The sequence below is a fragment of the Coprobacter tertius genome, assembly GCF_024330105.1.
Taxonomy (GTDB): domain Bacteria; phylum Bacteroidota; class Bacteroidia; order Bacteroidales; family Coprobacteraceae; genus Coprobacter; species Coprobacter tertius.
In genome coordinates this window covers 14,406-33,565 of the sequence record NZ_JANDHW010000011.1, presented here as the reverse complement: position 1 = coordinate 33,565, position 19,160 = coordinate 14,406, and the positions used below count along the sequence as shown (strand labels likewise).

The window sequence follows — 19,160 nt, the reverse complement described above, 5'->3', positions numbered from 1 at the left end:
CATTCATTCTTCCGCAAATTGATTTCCGGAGTATTAATATTCTGAAAAACAGTTTGCAAAAATAGTTCAAAATATTATTTTTGTGGCTATTGTTGCGTAAAAATTTGCAAATCATCTTGCAAATTTTTATTTGGAATGATCACCGATTCAAACGGGAGAACAAAGAATAATGAGAAAAAAGATTTTTTACGTTTATAATCCCCATACTTTATCTTACGAACGGGTATTTCCATCGCTGAGGAAACGCATATTCACAGCATTACGCCATTTGATCCTCGGATTTACCCTGGGAATTCTCTTTTTTTTCGTTTTTTATTATTTTGTCGATCCTCCCCGTGAACGTTTACTAAAGCAGGAAAACGATAAAATCGAAGCCCAATATAAAATACTTTCCAAACGACTCGACCAGCTACTAAAAGTTATGGCCGATATACAACAACGAGACGACAACTTATACCGTGTAATTTTACAAGCAGACCCAATCGACGCATCGGTAAGAAATGCAGGAATCGGCAATATGACCCGTTATACCGAACTGATGAAACTAAACGATGCCGATTTGGTTGTTTCTACTACTCGTAAACTCGATCAACTCGCCCGTCAAGTATATGTACAGAGTAATTCACTCGACGAATTAGTAAAACTGGGACAAACCCAGGAAGATCGGTTAAAATGTATCCCAGCTATACAACCGGTCTCCAACAAAGACCTGAAACGAACCGCCTCCGGTTACGGACTCCGGATTGATCCCATTTACAAAACCCGTAAATTTCACGAAGGTATGGACTTTGCCGCCGAAACCGGAACACCTGTTTATGCGACCGGTAACGGAAAGGTGGCTGAAGCCGGATGGAAACAGGGATATGGCAACTCTGTACTTATTAACCACGGATACGGTTACCAAACTCGCTACGCCCACATGAGTAAAATATTGGTTCGACCCGGACAAGAGATCAAACGGGGCGAAGAAATCGGGTTAGTAGGAAGTACCGGTAAATCTACGGGGCCTCACCTTCATTATGAAGTAATTTACAAAGGGAAACACGATAATCCGATCAATTATTATTTCTTCGATTTAAGTCCTGAAGATTATGACCGAATGGTACAAATCGCATCTAATCAGGGAATGGTAATGGATTAAAAATGGCAATTATGGAAAAAAACGAACAAAATTCGGGTAAACTCTATTACACCATCGGAGAAGTAGCCGAGATGCTCAAGGTAAGCAAGCCCCTACTGCGGTTTTGGGAAAAGGAATTCGACATTATAACACCCCGAAAATCGGCTAAAGGAACAAGATATTACAGTACTGAAGATATTGAAACCATACGCCTCATTTATTATCTTACCAAAGAAAAAGGACTTACATTATCCGGGGCAAAGAAAAAATTGAAAGAAAACCGGGACGGAGCTATTCGTAACCATGAAATTATAGATCGTCTTACGAATATTAAAGAGGAAATCATCGCCATGAGAGATGAGCTGGAACCAGAAGATTTCACTGAAAATTCTCTTTAAATAAACTTCACAACCTCCTTATACTTAATAAGTACCGATGAGAGATACATAACCGGGTTAGCACGGCATTTATTCCCTGAAATAAATACGTTTTACTCGGGATGATACCGAAGTAAGTATTTCATACGGTATCGTATCGAGCCAACGGGCGACTTCAGTTACCGGAAGATTATCTCCGAATATTTCTACTTTATCTCCTTCTTTACAATCGATATCAGTAACATCTACCATACAAACATCCATACAAATATTCCCTACGTATGGAGCATGTTTCCCATGAATTATAACATAACCTTTACGATTGCCCAAATGACGATCGAGGCCATCGGCATAACCAATCGGTAAAGCTGCGATACGAGACCGTCGCGCAAGTGTTCCCCGACGACCGTAACCGACAGTTTGGTCGGAATCCAATTCTTTAATCTGCAATATAGTCGTCTTTAATGCACTCACATTACGAAGTCCCTTTTCTTCTCCAAGAGGAGAAATTCCATACAGGCCGATACCCAAACGGACAGCATCCATCTGTTCATCAGTAAACCGAGAAATTCCGGCCGTATTCAGTATATGCCTTAACACAGGTTGAGGAGTCGCTTTCTGAACCATTTCGGCACACTCCTTAAAAACAGCAATCTGTTGTTGACTGAATCCATCGAATCGAGCTTCATCACTTCCTGCAAAATGAGAAAATACCGATCGGGCAATTACCGATGGCTGCCCTTTCAAAATCTCTGTCAAATGGAGCATATCCTCTTCAGTAAATCCCAGTCGGTGCATGCCCGAATCAATCTTTATATGTACCGGATAATGTGTAATCCCCAATAACTCGGCTTCTTTTATCAGAGCATTCAGTAACTTAAAGCTATATACTTCTGGCTCGAGCGAATAAGAAAATAAGGTACGGAAACTATTCATTTCAGGATTCATTACCATAATCGGCATAGTAATACCGGCTTTTCTCAATTCGGCACCTTCGTCTGCAACGGCAACAGCCAGATAATCGCATCCCCGGTCTTGCAATGTTTTAGCCAATTCATACGAACCGGCACCGTATCCGAAAGCCTTTACCATGCAAATCATCTTCGTCTCCGGCTTCAACTTTTGTCGGTAAAAATGGAAATTATGAACCATTGCATCGAGATTTACCTCGAGTATGGTTTCGTGCTGTTTTAACTCCAAGGCTTCGGAAATCAACTCAAAATGGAAATCACGGGAACCTTTAATCAAAACCAGTTCATTCGAGAAACGTTCGGCTCCTCCAGACTGTAAGAAAGCATCGGTCGATACATAAAATTCAGTCTCCATACCGAAGAATCGCTCACAAGAGGAAATTTCAGGACCGATACCGATCAGACGGTCAATCCCCTTATGTGAAATCAATTGCGACACTTTCCGGTATAAAGTAGACGGCATCATTCCGGTTTGTAAAAGATCTGAAAGAATCAAAGTTCGCTTCATACCGGCAGCTCCACTACGACGCATTTGAAAATCGAGAGCTATTTCAAGCGAATTGATATCGGAATTATACGTATCGTTTATCAACAAACAATTATTTCTGCCTTCTTTCACTTCAAGACGCATAGCAACCGGCTCAAGGAGAAGCATACGAGCCGCAATCTCCGACGAAGTTTTCCCCAGATATAGCATTACGGCAAGACAATGTATCGCATTTTCTACCGAAGCGTCTTCGACAAACGGAATGGTAAATTCACTTTCATATTGAAGGTAAGAATACTTTACTGTCGTACTGGCCTCGTTCTTAATTATCTTAATAATATACAATGGGCTATTCTTATCACGGTGCGACCAGGCGATTTCTCGCGTACCCATACATAATTTTTCTACCGCATCGAAAATTACGGGAGAATCTCCGTTATAAATTATCGAATCGGCATTTTTAAATAAGACCAGCTTCTCGATACATTTTTCTTCTACAGAAGAAAATCCTTCCTGATGCGCATTTCCGATATTTGTAATTACACCTACCGTAGGACGTATAATATCTTCGAGATTAATCATTTCTCCCGGCTGGGAAATACCGGCCTCTATCACGGCCAATTCTGTCGCATCATTTATTTGCCATACCGAAAGAGGGACACCGATTTGCGAATTATAACTTCTCGGAGAACGTACCATATTATAATCCTCATGCAATAGCTGATACAGCCATTCTTTAACAATTGTCTTACCGTTACTTCCCGTAACACCGATTACCGGAATATTGAAACGCTTTCGATGTGCAGCTACCAGATTCTGCAATGCCTCTAAAGTGTCGTGGACTCTAAGAAAATTTGCTTCAGGCATCTTCTCGACATTTTCAATATCTTTACTGATAACAAAATTACGAACGCCTTTCCGATACAAGTCATCGATATACCGGTGGCCGTCGTTCCGAGATGTCACCAAAGCAAAAAAAAGAGTTTCTTCAGGAAACGTCAGCGAACGGCTGTCGGTAAGTAATTCCGATATGGTATATTGAAACAAATCGGCATTATCGGCTTTTATTAATCGTACAATTTCAGAAATCGGGTAATTCATTCCACTACAATGTTTTCAATAAATCCTCTATTAAGTGAATTTCATTCGAGAGGGCAAAGTAAGGGTATTTTTCGCTAAATCGTTCCAGTTTAAGCAAGTTTTGCATTACGAAATCTTTGTATGCAATTTTATCCGGCGTTAAAGGGCGATGCCTTAACGATCGACTTAACTTCGACCATTCGTCGTAAACGGCACGGGTTTCTTCATTGAAAAACACATCCGTGAAGCGTTCCCAAATATAAGAAACCGCTACCGGAGAAGGATGTATCATATCTTCGTTGTAAAACCGATAATCCCGTAACTCGTCATTCATAATTTCATATGAAGGAAAATAAAAACAGACCCCGGGATAAGAGCGGCACAACTCATCGGCAGCAAGCAACAATACTGCTTTACTCAACTGATTTTCATGCATACCGTCTTTCAAATGCCTCACCGGACTCACCGTAAATAATATTTTCAATCCGGAGTTCCGGGATATTAACCGATTTATTAAAGAAGACCAGCGTTCTACAATTTCAGAAGGAGTTACCCGTTCGCGAACAAAATCTGAAGCCGGCTGCTTGTGACAATTAGAAACTACCTCCCCAGTCGACTTTAACCGGTAAACATAGGACGACCCCCATGTTACCATCAGCCAGGCAGATGTTTTCAATTCGTCCGAAGCTTTTATAATACGTTCATTAATACGATGCAGACATTCATTCTTGTCGGTATGCGAAAACAAAGAATGATGCATTCTGCTATGCCACAACCGTCCGTCCTGAAAAAGATCATCGGGTGTAAATACCTTCGTATCAAGCATTATCGTCAAGGCTCGTTCAATCGACAGCGGATTATACTGTATTCCGAAAGGGTTTACGTCGGCATTGAATTTCGATAACAAAAGGCGCTCTCCGATATGTTCGGTAAAGCAAGATCCGAACAACAAAAGCTGTTGATGGTAAGTCACCGGTACAATCGACCGGGAAAGAGGTATTACAGTACTGAAATCCATACGACAAAGATACGCATTTATAAGAAATTGACGATAAAAAAATATATTGTTAAATTTGAATAACGAAATATCTTTTGTTATACCTTTGCCTCGCTTTACCAGATAACCGCCAAAAGGACAATCGGAATAATTCAGCTACAATCATTGTACTGTAAAATGACATACATGGATACAATTATGAAAAAAACTTTTTTTTCACTATTTACACTCGTAGTGCTTTGGAGTTGCTCTTCTAAAAATCAGGATACGTCTGATAAGGGAAACGATCCGTCTGATGTAGTAAACGTAACAATCGATACCACTGTACCTACCGATTCGTCTTTTGTATATACCAACGCATTGGAATTACCTGAATTTATCGGATTTACCGATTTCGGAGGAGGACTCATTTCAGATGATTTCGGGTTCCACATCTTACAAGATGACAAAGAAGGAAAAACAGTATTCCTGTTCGATGAACTGGCCGGTTACGATAAAGACGGTATTCCCTCATGGATGCTGCTCGATACTCTGCAAGTTAAAGGCACCGACCTGAACATAGGTTGGGCCGGAAACGTAGAAAAAAACGGGAAGATCGATCCGGAAATCATGGTATTATTACCCGAAAATACCGACCGGGAAGCAGAAAGATATACCGATATCGTAAGAGCTTGGCGTTTTAACCGAAAAAACAAGACCATCGACGAAATATCGATCGAAGGTCTTGTATGCAATAACGACATGTATAGTATCGACTAAACGGAATTCCGCTCATTTAAAAACTAGACTCATTGATACGGGGTACATGGATATATTTCATCCCCCCTTCACTTTCCGGTTGAGGCAACGGTTCGGTATAGCAAATATAATTTCCGATACATCTCGTAATGAGTATATCATCATGGTGTCCGTCCATAGCACCGAAACTTCCGTTAGGTTTCCTTTCAAATACATCATGTTCATAACAAGCGTCCGTATCTCTTTCGATATAGCCGTTTTCTCTCAACATCAGAATCTGATGATTTATAATCAATGTTTTTGTAGAACGATTCATATGGAATCCCCAACGCAATGGAGCCGAAACTCGAATAGGTCCCACCGGTGCCCGAGCATACAAATGCGTATATACCCCCGATAAAGTATCCAATAAATATTCGGTGTGTTCCCCGTCGGTATGTTCAGTCTCGAGCGTATTACTTTCGATCACCAATAACGAATCCTGATAAAATGCAGCGATCTGGGCCGATTTCCAAGCCAACAAATCATGATCGATATGTCCTCTCCATTGTGCTACCACCTCGGGAACGCCTCCATAAGCCATCCAGTATCGATCGAAAACAACAATTACCGAATAATCAGCTTTAACCGAGCGCCCTCCAATATCTACAACCGTAATGTACCGGTATTTTACACTTTTCTTATTTTCCGGTAACGCCCATACTCGTAAAAGTCCCCCGGTTTCAGACGTAAACCGTAAGTTTTTCAGGCACTCTTTACCCGCAGATGAAGCACCGTATATTTCCCCGGTGTAATCAGCGGGGCGGCACCCTTGCCTCAACCGTTGCACATGTCTGATATCGAATACCCTTTCTCCCGAATGATTAAACGCCTCCACATCATCCGAAGGATATTCTGCCATCATATCGGCATGATCGGCATATTCTTTACGCTTCTGCCGATACCATGCAATAGCCTCGAGCGTAGCTCCTCGTTCCCATAATGAACATTCGTATTCATCAAGAGAGGCGATAAACGCTTTTTCATCCTCTACCGGCATCGCATACATTTCTATCTCGAACCAGGGAATGAAGATAAACTGTTTATCGCTCTCTCCTCTTTTTGCCCGCTCGCACTCCTGATGAAAATAATTTCCCGTACCGTTAGCCGTACTTTCGAGCACGACTATCGAATAAGGCAACAAAGCGACAGAACCGCAAACCGAACGTATCAACGATTCGGGAGATTTCAATTTCGTACGCGGCCAAAAGGCAACTTCAGAAAGATGAGCCATAACGGCATCGGCCCCCCTTATCGACTCAGGTGTTTCAGCCGAACCAATCGTAACCCGGCAGCCTGTTCCCGCAATAATCGAAGTATTATTCATTTTTTCATACGGTTGAAAACGAGGCACCTCATCACCATCAACCAACCATGCAGGATAAGACTCTAACAGTTTACTGTACATACCTTTTATATTGGCTGCCGAGTCTTTTAGATGAGCACAAATAACACTATTCCAATTTCGACGATGTACCAACTGAATCCAAGCCATATAAATTTGTATGAGTGTAGAACCGCCCCATTGGCGAGCTTTCAACAAAATAAGTCGAATGGGCTTCCCGGCAAGCCTCATTTGTTCTAACTCCTGCAATAGGCGCCTCTGAGGTCGATTCAGCCGAAAAGGAATATCCGAGTCCCCCAGTTTGTTTTTTATTTTTACAAACATGATCGCCCAAAACTCAAAATCATATCGTACCCGCACCTCTATCCATCGCCGCCAGATTTCATCCATTATTTCCGACGAAGGATTCTGTTTCAGTATATTCACCGCAAAAGCCTCCAAAGATCCTTCTCGAGAGAGGAGCTTTACCAGTTCTACCTTTTCGGCCATTGCCAAAGGCACATATTGCAAAGGTAAAGGGGCATCAGAAACCGCAATACATTTTCTCTCTCCCACACATCCTTCTCCCGTTTCGGGATAATACGGAGCCTCGATTTTCTGTTTTCTTTTCCGATTTTCTTCCGAAGTAATTTCCGTTTTATCAATCATTCCTCATTTTTTCGGCAAAAATGCCTTAAAAACAATCATCCCCTATGCGATAACTGAAAATGTCATTTTACCGGACGAATTGCCGCCAACCGGTCGAGCGTATCGGCAATCACATGTAATGCCTTTCCTTCTCGTCCGTCATCGGCACCTACTTCGCGTTTTTCGATAATCTCAATACATTTCAATAAAGTAACTTCATTGCCGCACTCCGGTATCATTTCTCTAAGCCGACTATAACACAAGTCGAGTATCTCACGACGTTTACGGTTATATTCTTCCAACTGAAGGGCCGAAGAATCCGGTTCTTTTTTTTTCTTCATTTCCTTTCTCCTTTTATAAATTATACAATAACGGTTTTATAACTATCACATGAATACGCAAAGATATAGGGGGATATTTGCAGCGGGATGTTATAACTAAAAAATCGATTTATAAACTAAAAAAGAAAAATTATGTCACTCTTAGGACTTATTCCCTCCGCAATAACCGGCATCATGTCGGGAATACAACAATCGGCGGCAAATAAAGCGAGAAAAAAGATGAACCGTGAACTGGACATACAACAAAGCCGGCTCGACAATCTTTTCAATGCAGAATATTACGGGGATTATATGAACCGAGCCGACGTGCAAAACCTGCTTTCCCAAGCACGGAAACTTAGCGAAGATCAAAATCGGATAAATACAGGAATAGCGGTAGTCAGCGGTGCAACTCCTGAAACTACAATCGCTATGCAAAAGAATATCTCCGATTCGGTCGGAAACACCGTCGGGAACATCGCGGCCAATGCCGCCAACTGGAAAAACAGCGTTTTGAATAATTACTTGGCGCATACATCGGCTATACAAGACAAACGCTACGATTCCTATCGAAACTCATCGGACATGTTCAGTACGTTTGCCAACAATAACCTGAATGCGGCAGCTGGAGGTTTTACCAACTATCTGCTCATGAATCGGGCAAATTCGGCACCACGCTATAATTCTTATTCTTCGCTATCTACCGGACCAACCCAAAATTCAACATTATGAAAACGATCAGTTCTGAACCCAAACCGGATATGACAAAAAATATCCGGGAAGAAATAGTCAGATCTGTCGGTGAAGGAAACGGCTTTTACGATACATGCCGTAAAAAACTTAGAGATCATCGACAGAAAATATCTCCTGCTCGAAAACAGATAGATGAACTTGCAGATGTAATGATTCTGGTCGGTAGCACACTTTATGAAACCCCTGAAAAAAAGAACGGGATACAAGATAACCGCTTTTTCAGGTTATACGAAAACATAAAATATTCCGGGTGTTATCGCATTCCCAAACGGGATTTCAGAGCCATGGTAGATCGCTGCAATAATTGGCCGGCTTACTTGTCGGGGAAAATATTCGATCTCGGCCCGTTCGATATCGAACGGGCTCGCGAGGAAGGAAATACTGCCGACGAACAAAGGCATCACTTATTCAATCTCTTTATTTCAAGAGGGATGTCTCCCCGATCGGCCCGAGCTATTATCCTGAACATGAATGTGTAATATAAATCAAACAGACATGAATTTATACTTTAACAACAACGAAGAAGACAAATCGAATAAAAATCGCTGGGACAGCCCCGACCCGCTACTGATAAAAAGGTATAGGCCTAATTTAGGAAACTTTTCCCAACTGGAAAATGACAGTACGGGAAATTATCAATACCCGAATTTATCTGTAAATACAACCACCGATAACAGATCCGATGTATTCAACATTTTCGGGAATAAAGATTTATATCCTCTGATAAATCAGAATCCCCAATATCCAAACTCAACAAAAAATGATCTGGACTTCATACCGGATAATATATGGGGTACTATAAACGACTGGAGAAAAAATGCGGTTAACAAGTATTATCCTACCGGTAACCCGAATTTCGGAATGACAAATTATCCCTATTTCCCGGATACCGCATCCACCTCTCAGGGCCCTATATTTTATAATTCACAAACAGGATATGGAAATGCCGATACAAATCGTACACAAAATATTGAAACGACTATTCGTAAACCTGCCGAGCCTGTCACCGGATTTGGCGAAGGGATGAAATTGGCCTGGGATAAAACCAAAAACAATTGGTCTTATAATTTAGGGAAAATTAAAAATTGGTGGAATGATGAAGACGAACAGCAAGAAGCTTACGAACGATTGCAACCCGTAATGAACCAAATTTTATCCTGGGACGATGAAAAAATAAAAAACCACATCAAAAGAATGCAAGCCGGGATAAAACAAATGACAGAACATCCTCCCATCCAAGGACTCGAATTTGAAGATCAGGTAAAAGCAGTAGAGTTCTCGAACGAGCGGGCCCGTAAAGAACAGATGAAAATACAAGCCCTACAGAATATCCTCGATATGCGTAACCAAGGGATGAGCAATACACAAATCAACGACTCTATCGGAAACTATATACAAATCGGAGGAGAAGGTAAACACCAAATGCAAAAAGCACTCGAGACAAACGATTCTTTCCCTGAAGCTGAAGGTTGGGCAAAAGTAGGAGAAGTAAGTGCAGGAATCGCACAACAGGCATTACCAATAATCGCAGGAATAGTCTCACCTCCGGCCGGAATCGCTCTCGGAGTAGCTAACGTTTCGGAAATGACATCTGAAGGACTGGCTCAGGCTCAAATGAATCTCGATCGGTACGAAAAACAAACCGAACAGAAAATACCGGATATGCAACGTAATTTATATCTGGGAGCATACGCCGGGTCCGAATTACTTCTTCAGGGCTTGATGCAAGGTCGATACCTCGGGAATCTTTCAGCTCCCATCCGTAATCGACTTGGAGAAGGAATGATGAAAAGGGTTATGAACAGCCCCGAGGCTCGTAATGAAATCACCCGCCTGCTCGGGAAATATACACAGGGGCAAAATGGAGCCATTTTACGCGGTATATTAACGGATGCTTCAGCCCAGGGGATGGCCAATGCGGCTACTTCTATTTCTCAGGATATGGCTTCCCGTATTTATATGCAACCCGACGAATACCCCCATTTAGCCGAAATATTAAACAATTCGGTCGTTGCCGGTGCCGAGGGTGCGATTACGGGAGGACTTATCGGAGGACTGAGTCGTAAAGGAAATACAATACTGCATAACCGCCGTAGAAAAAAACAGGGTACAGTCGCAATTGCCGAGACTCCGGATTACGGAACCGTAGAAGTATTATCGAAAACAAACGATGGAAATTACGATGTACTTACTTCACGCGGTGATATAGTATCTATACGTCCCCGCGAAATGAGCGAAATAAAGACCATGAGTTTCGATGAATATAACCGGTTGAAACAGGGAACGCCAATACAAGAATATCCGCTTGAGAATGCTGGTCGGCGCGTCCCGGATTCGGATATAAAGCCGACAAGCGAAATATTTTCTCCCGATTTAAAATTAATTTATCCCGAAATAAAAAAAGAAACGAACTCACCACAAAAGAATATCGAAGTAAAAAAGTTACCCGAAATAGATTTCTCAGCTAATTACGATATAGATCCTAACCTGATTATGGCCACCCCTGAGGACATACCGGCAGCACGACTACGGCAAAAATTACGAGACCCCGAAAGGGTAAAAAAAGCAATGATTACAAACGATGTAAAAGAAAAAGGGATAAAAGGCCTGATGGGAGAAAACGCCGACGGATTTTACCAACGGATATATTCACTGATGCCGCAACAAGCAAGAGACTGGTACCTGAGAAAATACGGATCGAGGCGAGAAGCCGCCGAAGAATATCTTAATTCTATGATCGAAGGGAATATCTCAAACCCTAACCTTTGGGAAAAAACCAGAGTAATAAGCCGTCAGTTCATTCGTAATCATACAGGAGCCGATCTTCCGTTAAGCGATAACGAATTACGCTATCTATTATGGAAAGCACGTAATCGCATTACCCAGGAAGATTCCATCGAGGAAATGTTTCGGAAAAACATCCGCGACAGCCAAATGAAAAAATCGGAATTCCCCGATGACAATGAGTTCTGAAAACTATCATATCAATCTGACAAATAGCTTCGCACGTTAAAGCGAAGCTATTTTTTGTCTTCTTTCATATTTTTTGTGCAAAACGAGTGCATCTTTATTTTATACTTGCACATCATATATTAATGTATAAAATATTTAATACCGAACAAAAAACAGCAATTATGGAACGAATAAAATTTTTGTTATCCCTCCTATGCGTAGGAACACTTTGTTTAACGATGATCTCCTGCGACAATGATGACGACAAGTATTACGTTAATTCTTGGATCGGATTCGCAACGGTAAATGCACCCGGAACCACCGGAGAATTTCCGGTAGGTCAGGGAGGTTTCGGGCTCACCTTCGATGACGGCACGAAAATGTGGCCCAGAATGATCGACACCCGGCTTGCCCAAGTACGCACATTCGATAAACAACGGATGATTGTAGATTTTACTTATCTGAACGACACAAAAGAAGGATATGACCATACGATATGCGTTAATAACCTGCGTACGATACTAACCAAAAACATCGCCACTGTCAATAATTCTACCACCGACGCCCACCTTTTAGCCAATGATAAAATACGCATTGTGAATGCCTGGGTAGGAGATAATTATATCAATATTGTTTTCGACTATTCTGCCAGCCCCGGATCTACACACTACATAAACCTTATCGACGATCAACGTACACCGGTAACAAATCCCGATAACGGCGTATATTCCCTCACTTTTGTTCACGACGCCAACAACGATACAGGAACTTATAAAGCACGTGGATATGTCTCTTTTCCCATTCCCGAAAATATCGGCCAGTTTACTAAAATAAAGATTTTCGCAAAAGGGGAAAGCACCGATCAGGAATTCATCATAGAATATAAAAACACTTCGCCGACCGACGAGTCGATATTAAAACTCATCGATAACACCAACGAAATATTATAAGTACAGATTTATTTCAACCGAAATCATTAACTTCAGAGTAACGGCATTTTATCGCTGTTACTCTTTTTTTTTCGAAATGTTTTGTATTTCAGATAAAAAACGTACCTTTGCGAGCCGATTATTATCAAAGTTTGAGAAAATTTTAGCGGAAAAGAATTGCTTCTGTGTCCGAAGTAGTTTTATTTACGCATATATCAAGTAATTAACAATTAAAAATTAAGCAAGTGGATACTTTAAGTTATAAGACCATTTCTGCAAACAAAGCAACTGTAAAAAAAGAATGGGTTGTAGTAGATGCGACCGGTCAGGTGTTGGGACGTTTGTCGGCTAAGGTTGCCAAACTCTTAAGAGGTAAATACAAACCGAGTTTTACCCCTCACGTTGATTGCGGTGATAATGTAATCATTATCAATGCCGATAAAGTAGTGTTGACCGGTAAAAAATGGACCGATCGCGTATATCTGAAATATACCGGATACCCCGGTGGTCAAAGAGCATTTTCTCCTGCCGACCTGCAGAAAAAAGGAGATGCAAAATTATTCGAGAAAGTAGTAAAAGGCATGTTGCCCAAAAACAAACTCGGCGCTGCTTTGTTGCGTAACCTCTATGTATATAGCGGCAGCGAACATCCGCACGAAGCACAACAACCCAAATCAATTGATATAAACACTCTTAAATAAGCAGTATGGAAGTAGTTAATGCAATAGGAAGACGAAAAGCTGCGGTAGCTCGTGTATTCGTAAAAGAAGGAACCGGCGTAATCACTATCAACAAAAGAGATATTTCGGGTTATTTTCCTTCGAGCATCCTTCAATTTATCGTTAAACAACCGTTATCGGTTCTCGGTGTAACCGAAAAATACGATATTAAAGTAAATCTCGATGGCGGCGGTTTCAAAGGACAAGCCGAAGCTTTGCGCTTGGCTATCGCCCGTGCACTGGTTAAAATAAATCCCGAAGATAAACCGGCATTGAAAGCCGAAGGATTTATGACTCGTGACCCGCGTAGCGTCGAACGTAAAAAACCGGGACAACCCAAAGCGAGAAAAAGATTCCAGTTCAGCAAACGTTAATAGTATTTGTAAGTCTCTCGCAACAAGTATTCAGCGTTTAGTATCCAAATTGCAGGGACTTTGCCCCGTTCGGGTTACTACCTTGCAATTGATTTAGTAGAATGTAAACGATAAAAAAAAGAAAAATGGCTATTACAAATTTCGACCAATTATTAGAAGCCGGTGTACACTTCGGACACTTAAAAAGAAAATGGAATCCGGCAATGGCTCCTTATATCTTCATGGAGCGCAATGGTATTCATATCATTGACCTTTATAAAACAGTTGCTAAAATAGAAGATGCTGCTGCTGCATTGAAACAAATCGCCAAATCAGGCAAAAAAGTTCTCTTTGTAGCCACAAAAAAACAAGCTAAACAAGTAGTTGCCGACAAAGCCGCTGCAATAAATATGCCTTATGTTATCGAACGTTGGCCCGGTGGTATGCTTACCAACTTCCCGACTATACGTAAAGCCGTGAAGAAAATGACTACGATCGATAAAATGACTAAAGACGGTACTTTCGACAACCTGTCGAAACGTGAAAAACTGCAGGTTACCCGTCAACGCGCTAAACTCGAAAAGACACTCGGTAGTATTGCCGATCTGACTCGTCTTCCATCTGCCCTTTTCGTAATAGACGTAATGAAAGAACACATTGCCGTACGCGAAGCTAATCGCTTGGGCATACCGGTATTTGCCATGGTAGATACTAATTCCGATCCTTCCAATATCGATTTCGTAATCCCCGCTAATGACGACGCAACCAAATCGATCGAAGTAATTCTCGATGCTGTTTGCGGTGCTATGCAGGAAGGTCTCGAAGAAAGAAAAGCTGAAAAGATCGATACCGAAGCAACCGAAGGCGAAGCAGCTCCCAAAAAAGAGCGCAAAACCCGTGTAGCTAAAAAAGAGAGAACCAAAAAAGAAGACGACGAAGCCCTCAACGCTAACGTTGCCGAAAAGTTCCTCAAAGAAACGGAAGAATAAAAACATTTAATAAAATGTGCAAAGAGTAAGACTCGAAAGGCCTTACTCTTTTGCGCTTAATCTTACTAACTAACATAACCAATAGGAGAAAAATATATGGCTGTTACAATGGCTGATATTACCAAGCTTCGCAAAATGACCGGAGCCGGTATGATGGATTGCAAAAACGCCTTGAATGAAGCTAATGGCGATTTCGATGGCGCTATGGAAATTATCCGTAAAAAAGGAAAAGCTATCGCTGCTAAGCGTGAAGACCGGGAAGCTTCTGAAGGTTGCGTACTGGCCGATGCTAAAGGCGATTTCGCTGCTATTGTTGCCCTGAAATGCGAAACAGATTTCGTTGCTCAGAATCAAGACTTTATTGCTCTTACCCGATCGATATTGGATGTAGCTCTCGAAAAAAGACCCGCAGATATCGAAGCGCTGAAAACTCTTACCATCGACGGACGCACGATCGCAGATCTTATTGTAGACCGTAGCGGTATTACCGGTGAAAAAATGGAACTGGGTTATTACGGCTCTCTGACTGCTCCTTCTACTATTTTTTATATCCACCCGGGAAATAAACTGGCAACCATTGTAGGTTTCAACCAGAAAGACATAGACTATCAGGTAGCACGCGATGTAGCTATGCAAGTAGCTGCCATGAACCCCATCGCTGTAAACCGGGAAGAAGTACCGGCCGATGTTATTGCCAAAGAACTCGAAATCGCAAAAGAAAAAGCACGGGAAGAAGGCAAGAAAGAAGAAATGCTCGATAAGATCGCCCAAGGTCGTATCAACAAATTCTTCCAGGAAATGACTCTGCTCGAACAAATTTTTGTAAAAGACGGAAAGAAAACGATACAACAGTATCTCAGCGAACAAAACAAAGATCTTACCGCTGTTTCATTCGTTCGTTTTACACTAAACGCAGAATAAAGAAATACCGGTATTTAAAAATATATATCGAAAAGGCTGCATACGAAAATGCAGCCTTTTCTGTTTCTACCCAAAGGGCATATACAATGTTTACAATAAAAGCACCCGGCAAACGTTATAAATTATAAAAAATAAAAGATCGGACAATGCAAAATATATACGATACCCGGCAAAAATTCAAATTCATATTTCTTTCCCTGTCTCTAATCATCGTGGCAGTTTTCCTATACATTTCCAATAACTTGGTAAAAGACCTCTCGGTAGAAGAGCGCAATAAAATGGAAATATGGGCCGAAGCCACACGGGCACTCGTTACCGAAAGGCCCGATTCCTCGACTGTCGATGTAGGGCTTAACTTACGTATATTGCAAAGCAATACCTCCATTCCGGTAATTATCGCAGACGAAGACGATAATATCATCGACTACCGAAATCTAAATATTCCGGAAGAAAAAAGCGACCGTTTTTTAGAAAAAAAACTCGATGAATATAAGAAAAACTCAAACACCATAGAAATTCCTATCGACAACGAAACTCGACAGTACCTCTATTACGACGATTCTATATTGCTCAAAAGACTTTCATATTATCCTATGATACAAATGGGGGTTATGATTTTGTTCATCATCATCGCTTATCTCGCACTGATGAGTACTAAAAAAGCCGAACAAAACAAAGTATGGGTGGGGCTCTCTAAAGAAACGGCACACCAACTGGGAACTCCCATCTCTTCTCTCATGGCTTGGATGGATCTTCTCGAGCTGAACGGAGTAAACAAGGAACTGCTTTCAGACATGAATAAAGATGTAAAACGGCTTTCTGTCATTGCCGAAAGATTCTCTAAAATAGGGTCGAAACCCGAAATGAAACTCGAATCGGTAAACGATGTACTGACCAACGCAACAGAATATATGCGTCGCCGAGTTTCCGAAAAAGTAAAAATAACGACCCATACACCCGATGAACCCATATACAGTATGATGTGCGTACCCTTAATAGAATGGGTTATCGAAAACTTATGTAAAAACGCCATAGACGCCATGAGCGGTGAAGGGAAAATAGATATCACCCTATTTCGGGACGAAAAATGGTGCTACATCGAAATAAAAGACAGTGGCAAAGGAATACTGAAAAAATATTTCAAAACAATTTTTCATCCCGGCTTTACCACCAAAAAAAGAGGCTGGGGGCTGGGACTTACCCTCGTAAAACGAATTATTGAAGAGTATCACGATGGAAAAATTTTCGTAAAAGACTCTGAGATTGGTAAGGGAACGACCTTCCGAATCGAGTTGAGACTTGCCTGAATCACACTCTCCTAAATGAACAACAACCTTTCGTTTAACTGTTAACAGTACCTATAAAAAGAGTTTATTCTGTTGATTTTTGCAAAGATGCAATAAAAAGAAGTGAAAAGTTTACAGAGAGAATTATTTTTTATACCTTTGCAGGGTTTTAACGACTGTAAGCAGTGGGAAAATTTGATTTATATAAAATTCCGCTAAAGAGCCTTTCGGAAGGTACTCAAAAATATGAATACCAACTCGATGATCAGTTCTTCAGGAATATAGATAGTCCTGAAGTACAAAAAGGCAAAGTAAATGTTATATTGACGGTAAAAAAATCGGTCAACACATTCGAGTTGAATTTCGAGATCGAAGGGGTAATACAGATCCCCTGTGACCGATGTCTCGACTATATGGATCAACCGGTTTCCACTCATGAACGCATATTCGTGAAATTCGGGAAAGAATACAGTGAAGAAAATGACGATATCGTCATCATACCCGAAACAGAAGGTGAAATAAACGTCGCGTGGTTTTTGTATGAGTTTATTGCGCTCACTATACCTCTGAAGCATGTTCATCCGGCCGGAAAATGTAACAAGACAATGAGTTCGAAACTCAAAAAACACACTACCCGAAGCGTCGATGACGAAGAAGACGAGGAAGTCGGAGACTCTCTTTTCGAAGAGGGAGAAGAAGATATTCCCGACGATGATAAAACAGACCCGCGATGGGACGAACTCAAAAAATTAATAGATAATAATTAAAGTAATAAGAAAATGGCACATCCTAAAAGAAAACAATCGAAGACAAGAACAGCCAAAAGAAGAACTCACGACAAGGCTGTAGCTCCTACTATGGCAATCTGCCCGAATTGTGGAGCATGGCATATTTACCATACTGTTTGTGGCACATGCGGTTACTACAGAGGTAAATTAGCAATCGAAAAAGAAGCTGCTGTTTAATAGCCTTTAGGGAATTATTAAATTGCAAATAAACCCAAAGCCCTAAAGACATATTTTTAGGGCATTTTTTTTAACTCAGCTATGTTTTAATTATGCAAAATGCAGTTATTACAGGGGTGGCTTCTTACGTTCCCGACTATGTGCTGACCAACGAGGAGTTGTCGCAAATGGTCGATACCAACGATGAATGGATCACCACACGTGTTGGAATTAAAGAACGACGCATACTTAAAGGCGAAGGAATGGGTTCTTCGGAATTGGGGTATCGCGCCGTGAACGAACTTTTAGAAAAAACCCGCACAAAAGCCGACGATATCGAACTGGTCATTTGTGCAACTTCGAACCCGGATTACCGCTTTCCGTCGACAGCCTCTATTATTGCCGAAAAATCAGGATTGAAACACTGTTTCGGTTATGACATCCAGGCTGCTTGCGCAGGATTTATCGTAGCCCTTCAGGCAGGCGCAGCGTATGTAAAAAGCGGTCTTTACAAAAAAGTCATCGTTTTGGCAGCCGAAAAGATGTCATCGATGACCAATTACACCGATCGCTCGACCTGCCCGCTTTTCGGGGATGCAGCAGCAGCCGTGTTGCTGGAACCGACCGACGAAGATACAGGCGTAATCGACGCGGTCTTTCGTACCGACGGAATAGGGCTCCCTCATCTTATCATGAAGGCCGGAGGTTCGGCATATCCCGCTACGCACGAAAGCATCGACAATATGGAGCACTATGTGTATCAGGAAGGTCGTGCCGTTTATAAGCATGCGGTTTCAGACATGCTTGAAGCATCGCTCGAAGTGATGAAACGTAATAATCTCGATGTAAATACATTAGATTGGTTTATACCTCATCAGGCCAATGCGAGAATTATCGAAGCCATCGCCGGACGTATAGAAATCGATCCTAAAAAAGTCGTTATTAACATCGAAAAATACGGAAATACAAGCGCGGCTTCTATTCCCCTTTGTCTTTCAGAATGGGAAGATAAATTCAAAAAAGGCGACAACCTCGTTCTGGCAGCTTTCGGAGCCGGATTTACTTGGGGTGCAGTTTTCCTGAAATGGGGATACAATAAAAAATAAGGTACCCGGATAAAATTAATACGCCAAGTTACGCCTGAGTCATCTCTTTGCGCTGCTTAGCGTATTTTTTTACCTGTTAGCTGACGGTATTTTAACGATCTTTTATC

Annotated in this window: 19 protein-coding genes; 15 read left to right on the top strand and 4 right to left on the bottom strand. The window is 41.5% G+C overall.

Going from position 1 to position 19,160, the window contains the following annotated elements; all coding sequences use genetic code 11:
• Positions 1 to 169 precede the first annotated feature (169 nt).
• Together NMU02_RS10720 and NMU02_RS10715 are read left to right on the top strand one after the other, a co-directional pair.
• Positions 170 to 1,141 carry a M23 family metallopeptidase gene (locus NMU02_RS10720; RefSeq protein ID WP_255027892.1) on the top strand — a complete coding sequence of 324 codons (972 nt, stop codon included), beginning with the start codon at positions 170 to 172 and terminating at the stop codon, positions 1,139 to 1,141.
• An 11-nt stretch (positions 1,142 to 1,152) separates the two neighbouring features.
• On the top strand, positions 1,153 to 1,518 hold the full coding sequence (locus tag NMU02_RS10715; protein ID WP_255027891.1) for a MerR family transcriptional regulator: 366 nt from the start codon (positions 1,153 to 1,155) through the stop codon (positions 1,516 to 1,518).
• A gap of 69 nt (positions 1,519 to 1,587) precedes the next feature.
• Here the strand turns inward: NMU02_RS10715 and NMU02_RS10710 are convergent, their stop codons facing one another.
• Both NMU02_RS10710 and NMU02_RS10705 read right to left on the bottom strand, forming a co-directional pair.
• Positions 1,588 to 4,056 carry a bifunctional UDP-N-acetylmuramoyl-tripeptide:D-alanyl-D-alanine ligase/alanine racemase gene (locus NMU02_RS10710; protein ID WP_255027890.1) on the bottom strand — a complete coding sequence of 823 codons (2,469 nt, stop codon included), beginning with the start codon at positions 4,054 to 4,056 and terminating at the stop codon, positions 1,588 to 1,590.
• A gap of 4 nt (positions 4,057 to 4,060) precedes the next feature.
• Positions 4,061 to 5,053 (bottom strand): GSCFA domain-containing protein, encoded by a 993-nt coding sequence (locus tag NMU02_RS10705; protein WP_255027889.1) that lies wholly within the window; start codon positions 5,051 to 5,053, stop codon positions 4,061 to 4,063.
• A 177-nt stretch (positions 5,054 to 5,230) separates the two neighbouring features.
• On the opposite strand from NMU02_RS10705, the gene NMU02_RS10700 reads away from it, so the two are divergent.
• Positions 5,231 to 5,791, top strand: coding sequence for a hypothetical protein (locus NMU02_RS10700; RefSeq protein ID WP_255027888.1), 561 nt, complete (start codon positions 5,231 to 5,233; stop codon positions 5,789 to 5,791).
• A 16-nt stretch (positions 5,792 to 5,807) separates the two neighbouring features.
• On the opposite strand, the gene NMU02_RS10695 is transcribed toward NMU02_RS10700, so the two are convergent.
• Positions 5,808 to 7,802: a terminase large subunit gene (locus tag NMU02_RS10695; protein ID WP_255027886.1), complete on the bottom strand. Its 1,995-nt coding sequence runs from the start codon at positions 7,800 to 7,802 to the stop codon at positions 5,808 to 5,810.
• 62 nt (positions 7,803 to 7,864) lie between these two features.
• Positions 7,865 to 8,122, bottom strand: coding sequence for a hypothetical protein (locus tag NMU02_RS10690; protein ID WP_255027885.1), 258 nt, complete (start codon positions 8,120 to 8,122; stop codon positions 7,865 to 7,867).
• A gap of 132 nt (positions 8,123 to 8,254) precedes the next feature.
• On the opposite strand from NMU02_RS10690, the gene NMU02_RS10685 reads away from it, so the two are divergent.
• The 12 genes from NMU02_RS10685 to NMU02_RS10630 all read left to right on the top strand — a co-directional run bounded on the left by NMU02_RS10685 (position 8,255) and on the right by NMU02_RS10630 (position 19,053).
• Entirely contained in the window at positions 8,255 to 8,833 is a 579-nt protein-coding gene (locus tag NMU02_RS10685; RefSeq protein WP_255027884.1) for a hypothetical protein, read from the top strand.
• Positions 8,830 to 9,333 carry a hypothetical protein gene (locus NMU02_RS10680; RefSeq protein WP_255027883.1) on the top strand — a complete coding sequence of 168 codons (504 nt, stop codon included), beginning with the start codon at positions 8,830 to 8,832 and terminating at the stop codon, positions 9,331 to 9,333. Before NMU02_RS10685 ends, NMU02_RS10680 begins: the two co-directional genes overlap by 4 nt.
• Before the next feature lie 16 nt (positions 9,334 to 9,349).
• On the top strand, positions 9,350 to 11,827 hold the full coding sequence (locus tag NMU02_RS10675) for a hypothetical protein (protein ID WP_255027882.1): 2,478 nt from the start codon (positions 9,350 to 9,352) through the stop codon (positions 11,825 to 11,827).
• Positions 11,828 to 11,988: 161 nt separating this feature from the next.
• Positions 11,989 to 12,756, top strand: a complete 768-nt coding sequence (locus NMU02_RS10670) for a NigD1/NigD2 family lipoprotein (RefSeq protein WP_255027881.1) — start codon at positions 11,989 to 11,991, stop codon at positions 12,754 to 12,756.
• 224 nt (positions 12,757 to 12,980) lie between these two features.
• Positions 12,981 to 13,436, top strand: a complete 456-nt coding sequence (gene rplM / locus NMU02_RS10665) for a 50S ribosomal protein L13 (RefSeq protein WP_255027880.1) — start codon at positions 12,981 to 12,983, stop codon at positions 13,434 to 13,436.
• Between the two features lie 5 nt (positions 13,437 to 13,441).
• A complete protein-coding gene (gene rpsI / locus NMU02_RS10660) occupies positions 13,442 to 13,828 on the top strand; it encodes a 30S ribosomal protein S9 (RefSeq protein WP_255027879.1) in 387 nt (128 codons plus the stop codon).
• 125 nt (positions 13,829 to 13,953) lie between these two features.
• A complete protein-coding gene (gene rpsB, locus NMU02_RS10655) occupies positions 13,954 to 14,796 on the top strand; it encodes a 30S ribosomal protein S2 (protein ID WP_255027878.1) in 843 nt (280 codons plus the stop codon).
• A gap of 96 nt (positions 14,797 to 14,892) precedes the next feature.
• Positions 14,893 to 15,717 (top strand): translation elongation factor Ts, encoded by an 825-nt coding sequence (gene tsf, locus NMU02_RS10650; RefSeq protein WP_255027876.1) that lies wholly within the window; start codon positions 14,893 to 14,895, stop codon positions 15,715 to 15,717.
• A 146-nt stretch (positions 15,718 to 15,863) separates the two neighbouring features.
• The gene (locus NMU02_RS10645; protein WP_255027875.1) at positions 15,864 to 17,024 is read left to right on the top strand and encodes a sensor histidine kinase; all 1,161 of its coding nucleotides are present in this window, start codon (positions 15,864 to 15,866) and stop codon (positions 17,022 to 17,024) included.
• 164 nt (positions 17,025 to 17,188) lie between these two features.
• A complete protein-coding gene (locus NMU02_RS10640; protein WP_255027874.1) occupies positions 17,189 to 17,770 on the top strand; it encodes a YceD family protein in 582 nt (193 codons plus the stop codon).
• Positions 17,771 to 17,782: 12 nt separating this feature from the next.
• Positions 17,783 to 17,968, top strand: coding sequence for a 50S ribosomal protein L32 (gene rpmF, locus NMU02_RS10635; protein ID WP_255027872.1), 186 nt, complete (start codon positions 17,783 to 17,785; stop codon positions 17,966 to 17,968).
• 92 nt (positions 17,969 to 18,060) lie between these two features.
• Entirely contained in the window at positions 18,061 to 19,053 is a 993-nt protein-coding gene (locus NMU02_RS10630) for a beta-ketoacyl-ACP synthase III (RefSeq protein ID WP_255027871.1), read from the top strand.
• Positions 19,054 to 19,160: the final 107 nt, after the last annotated feature.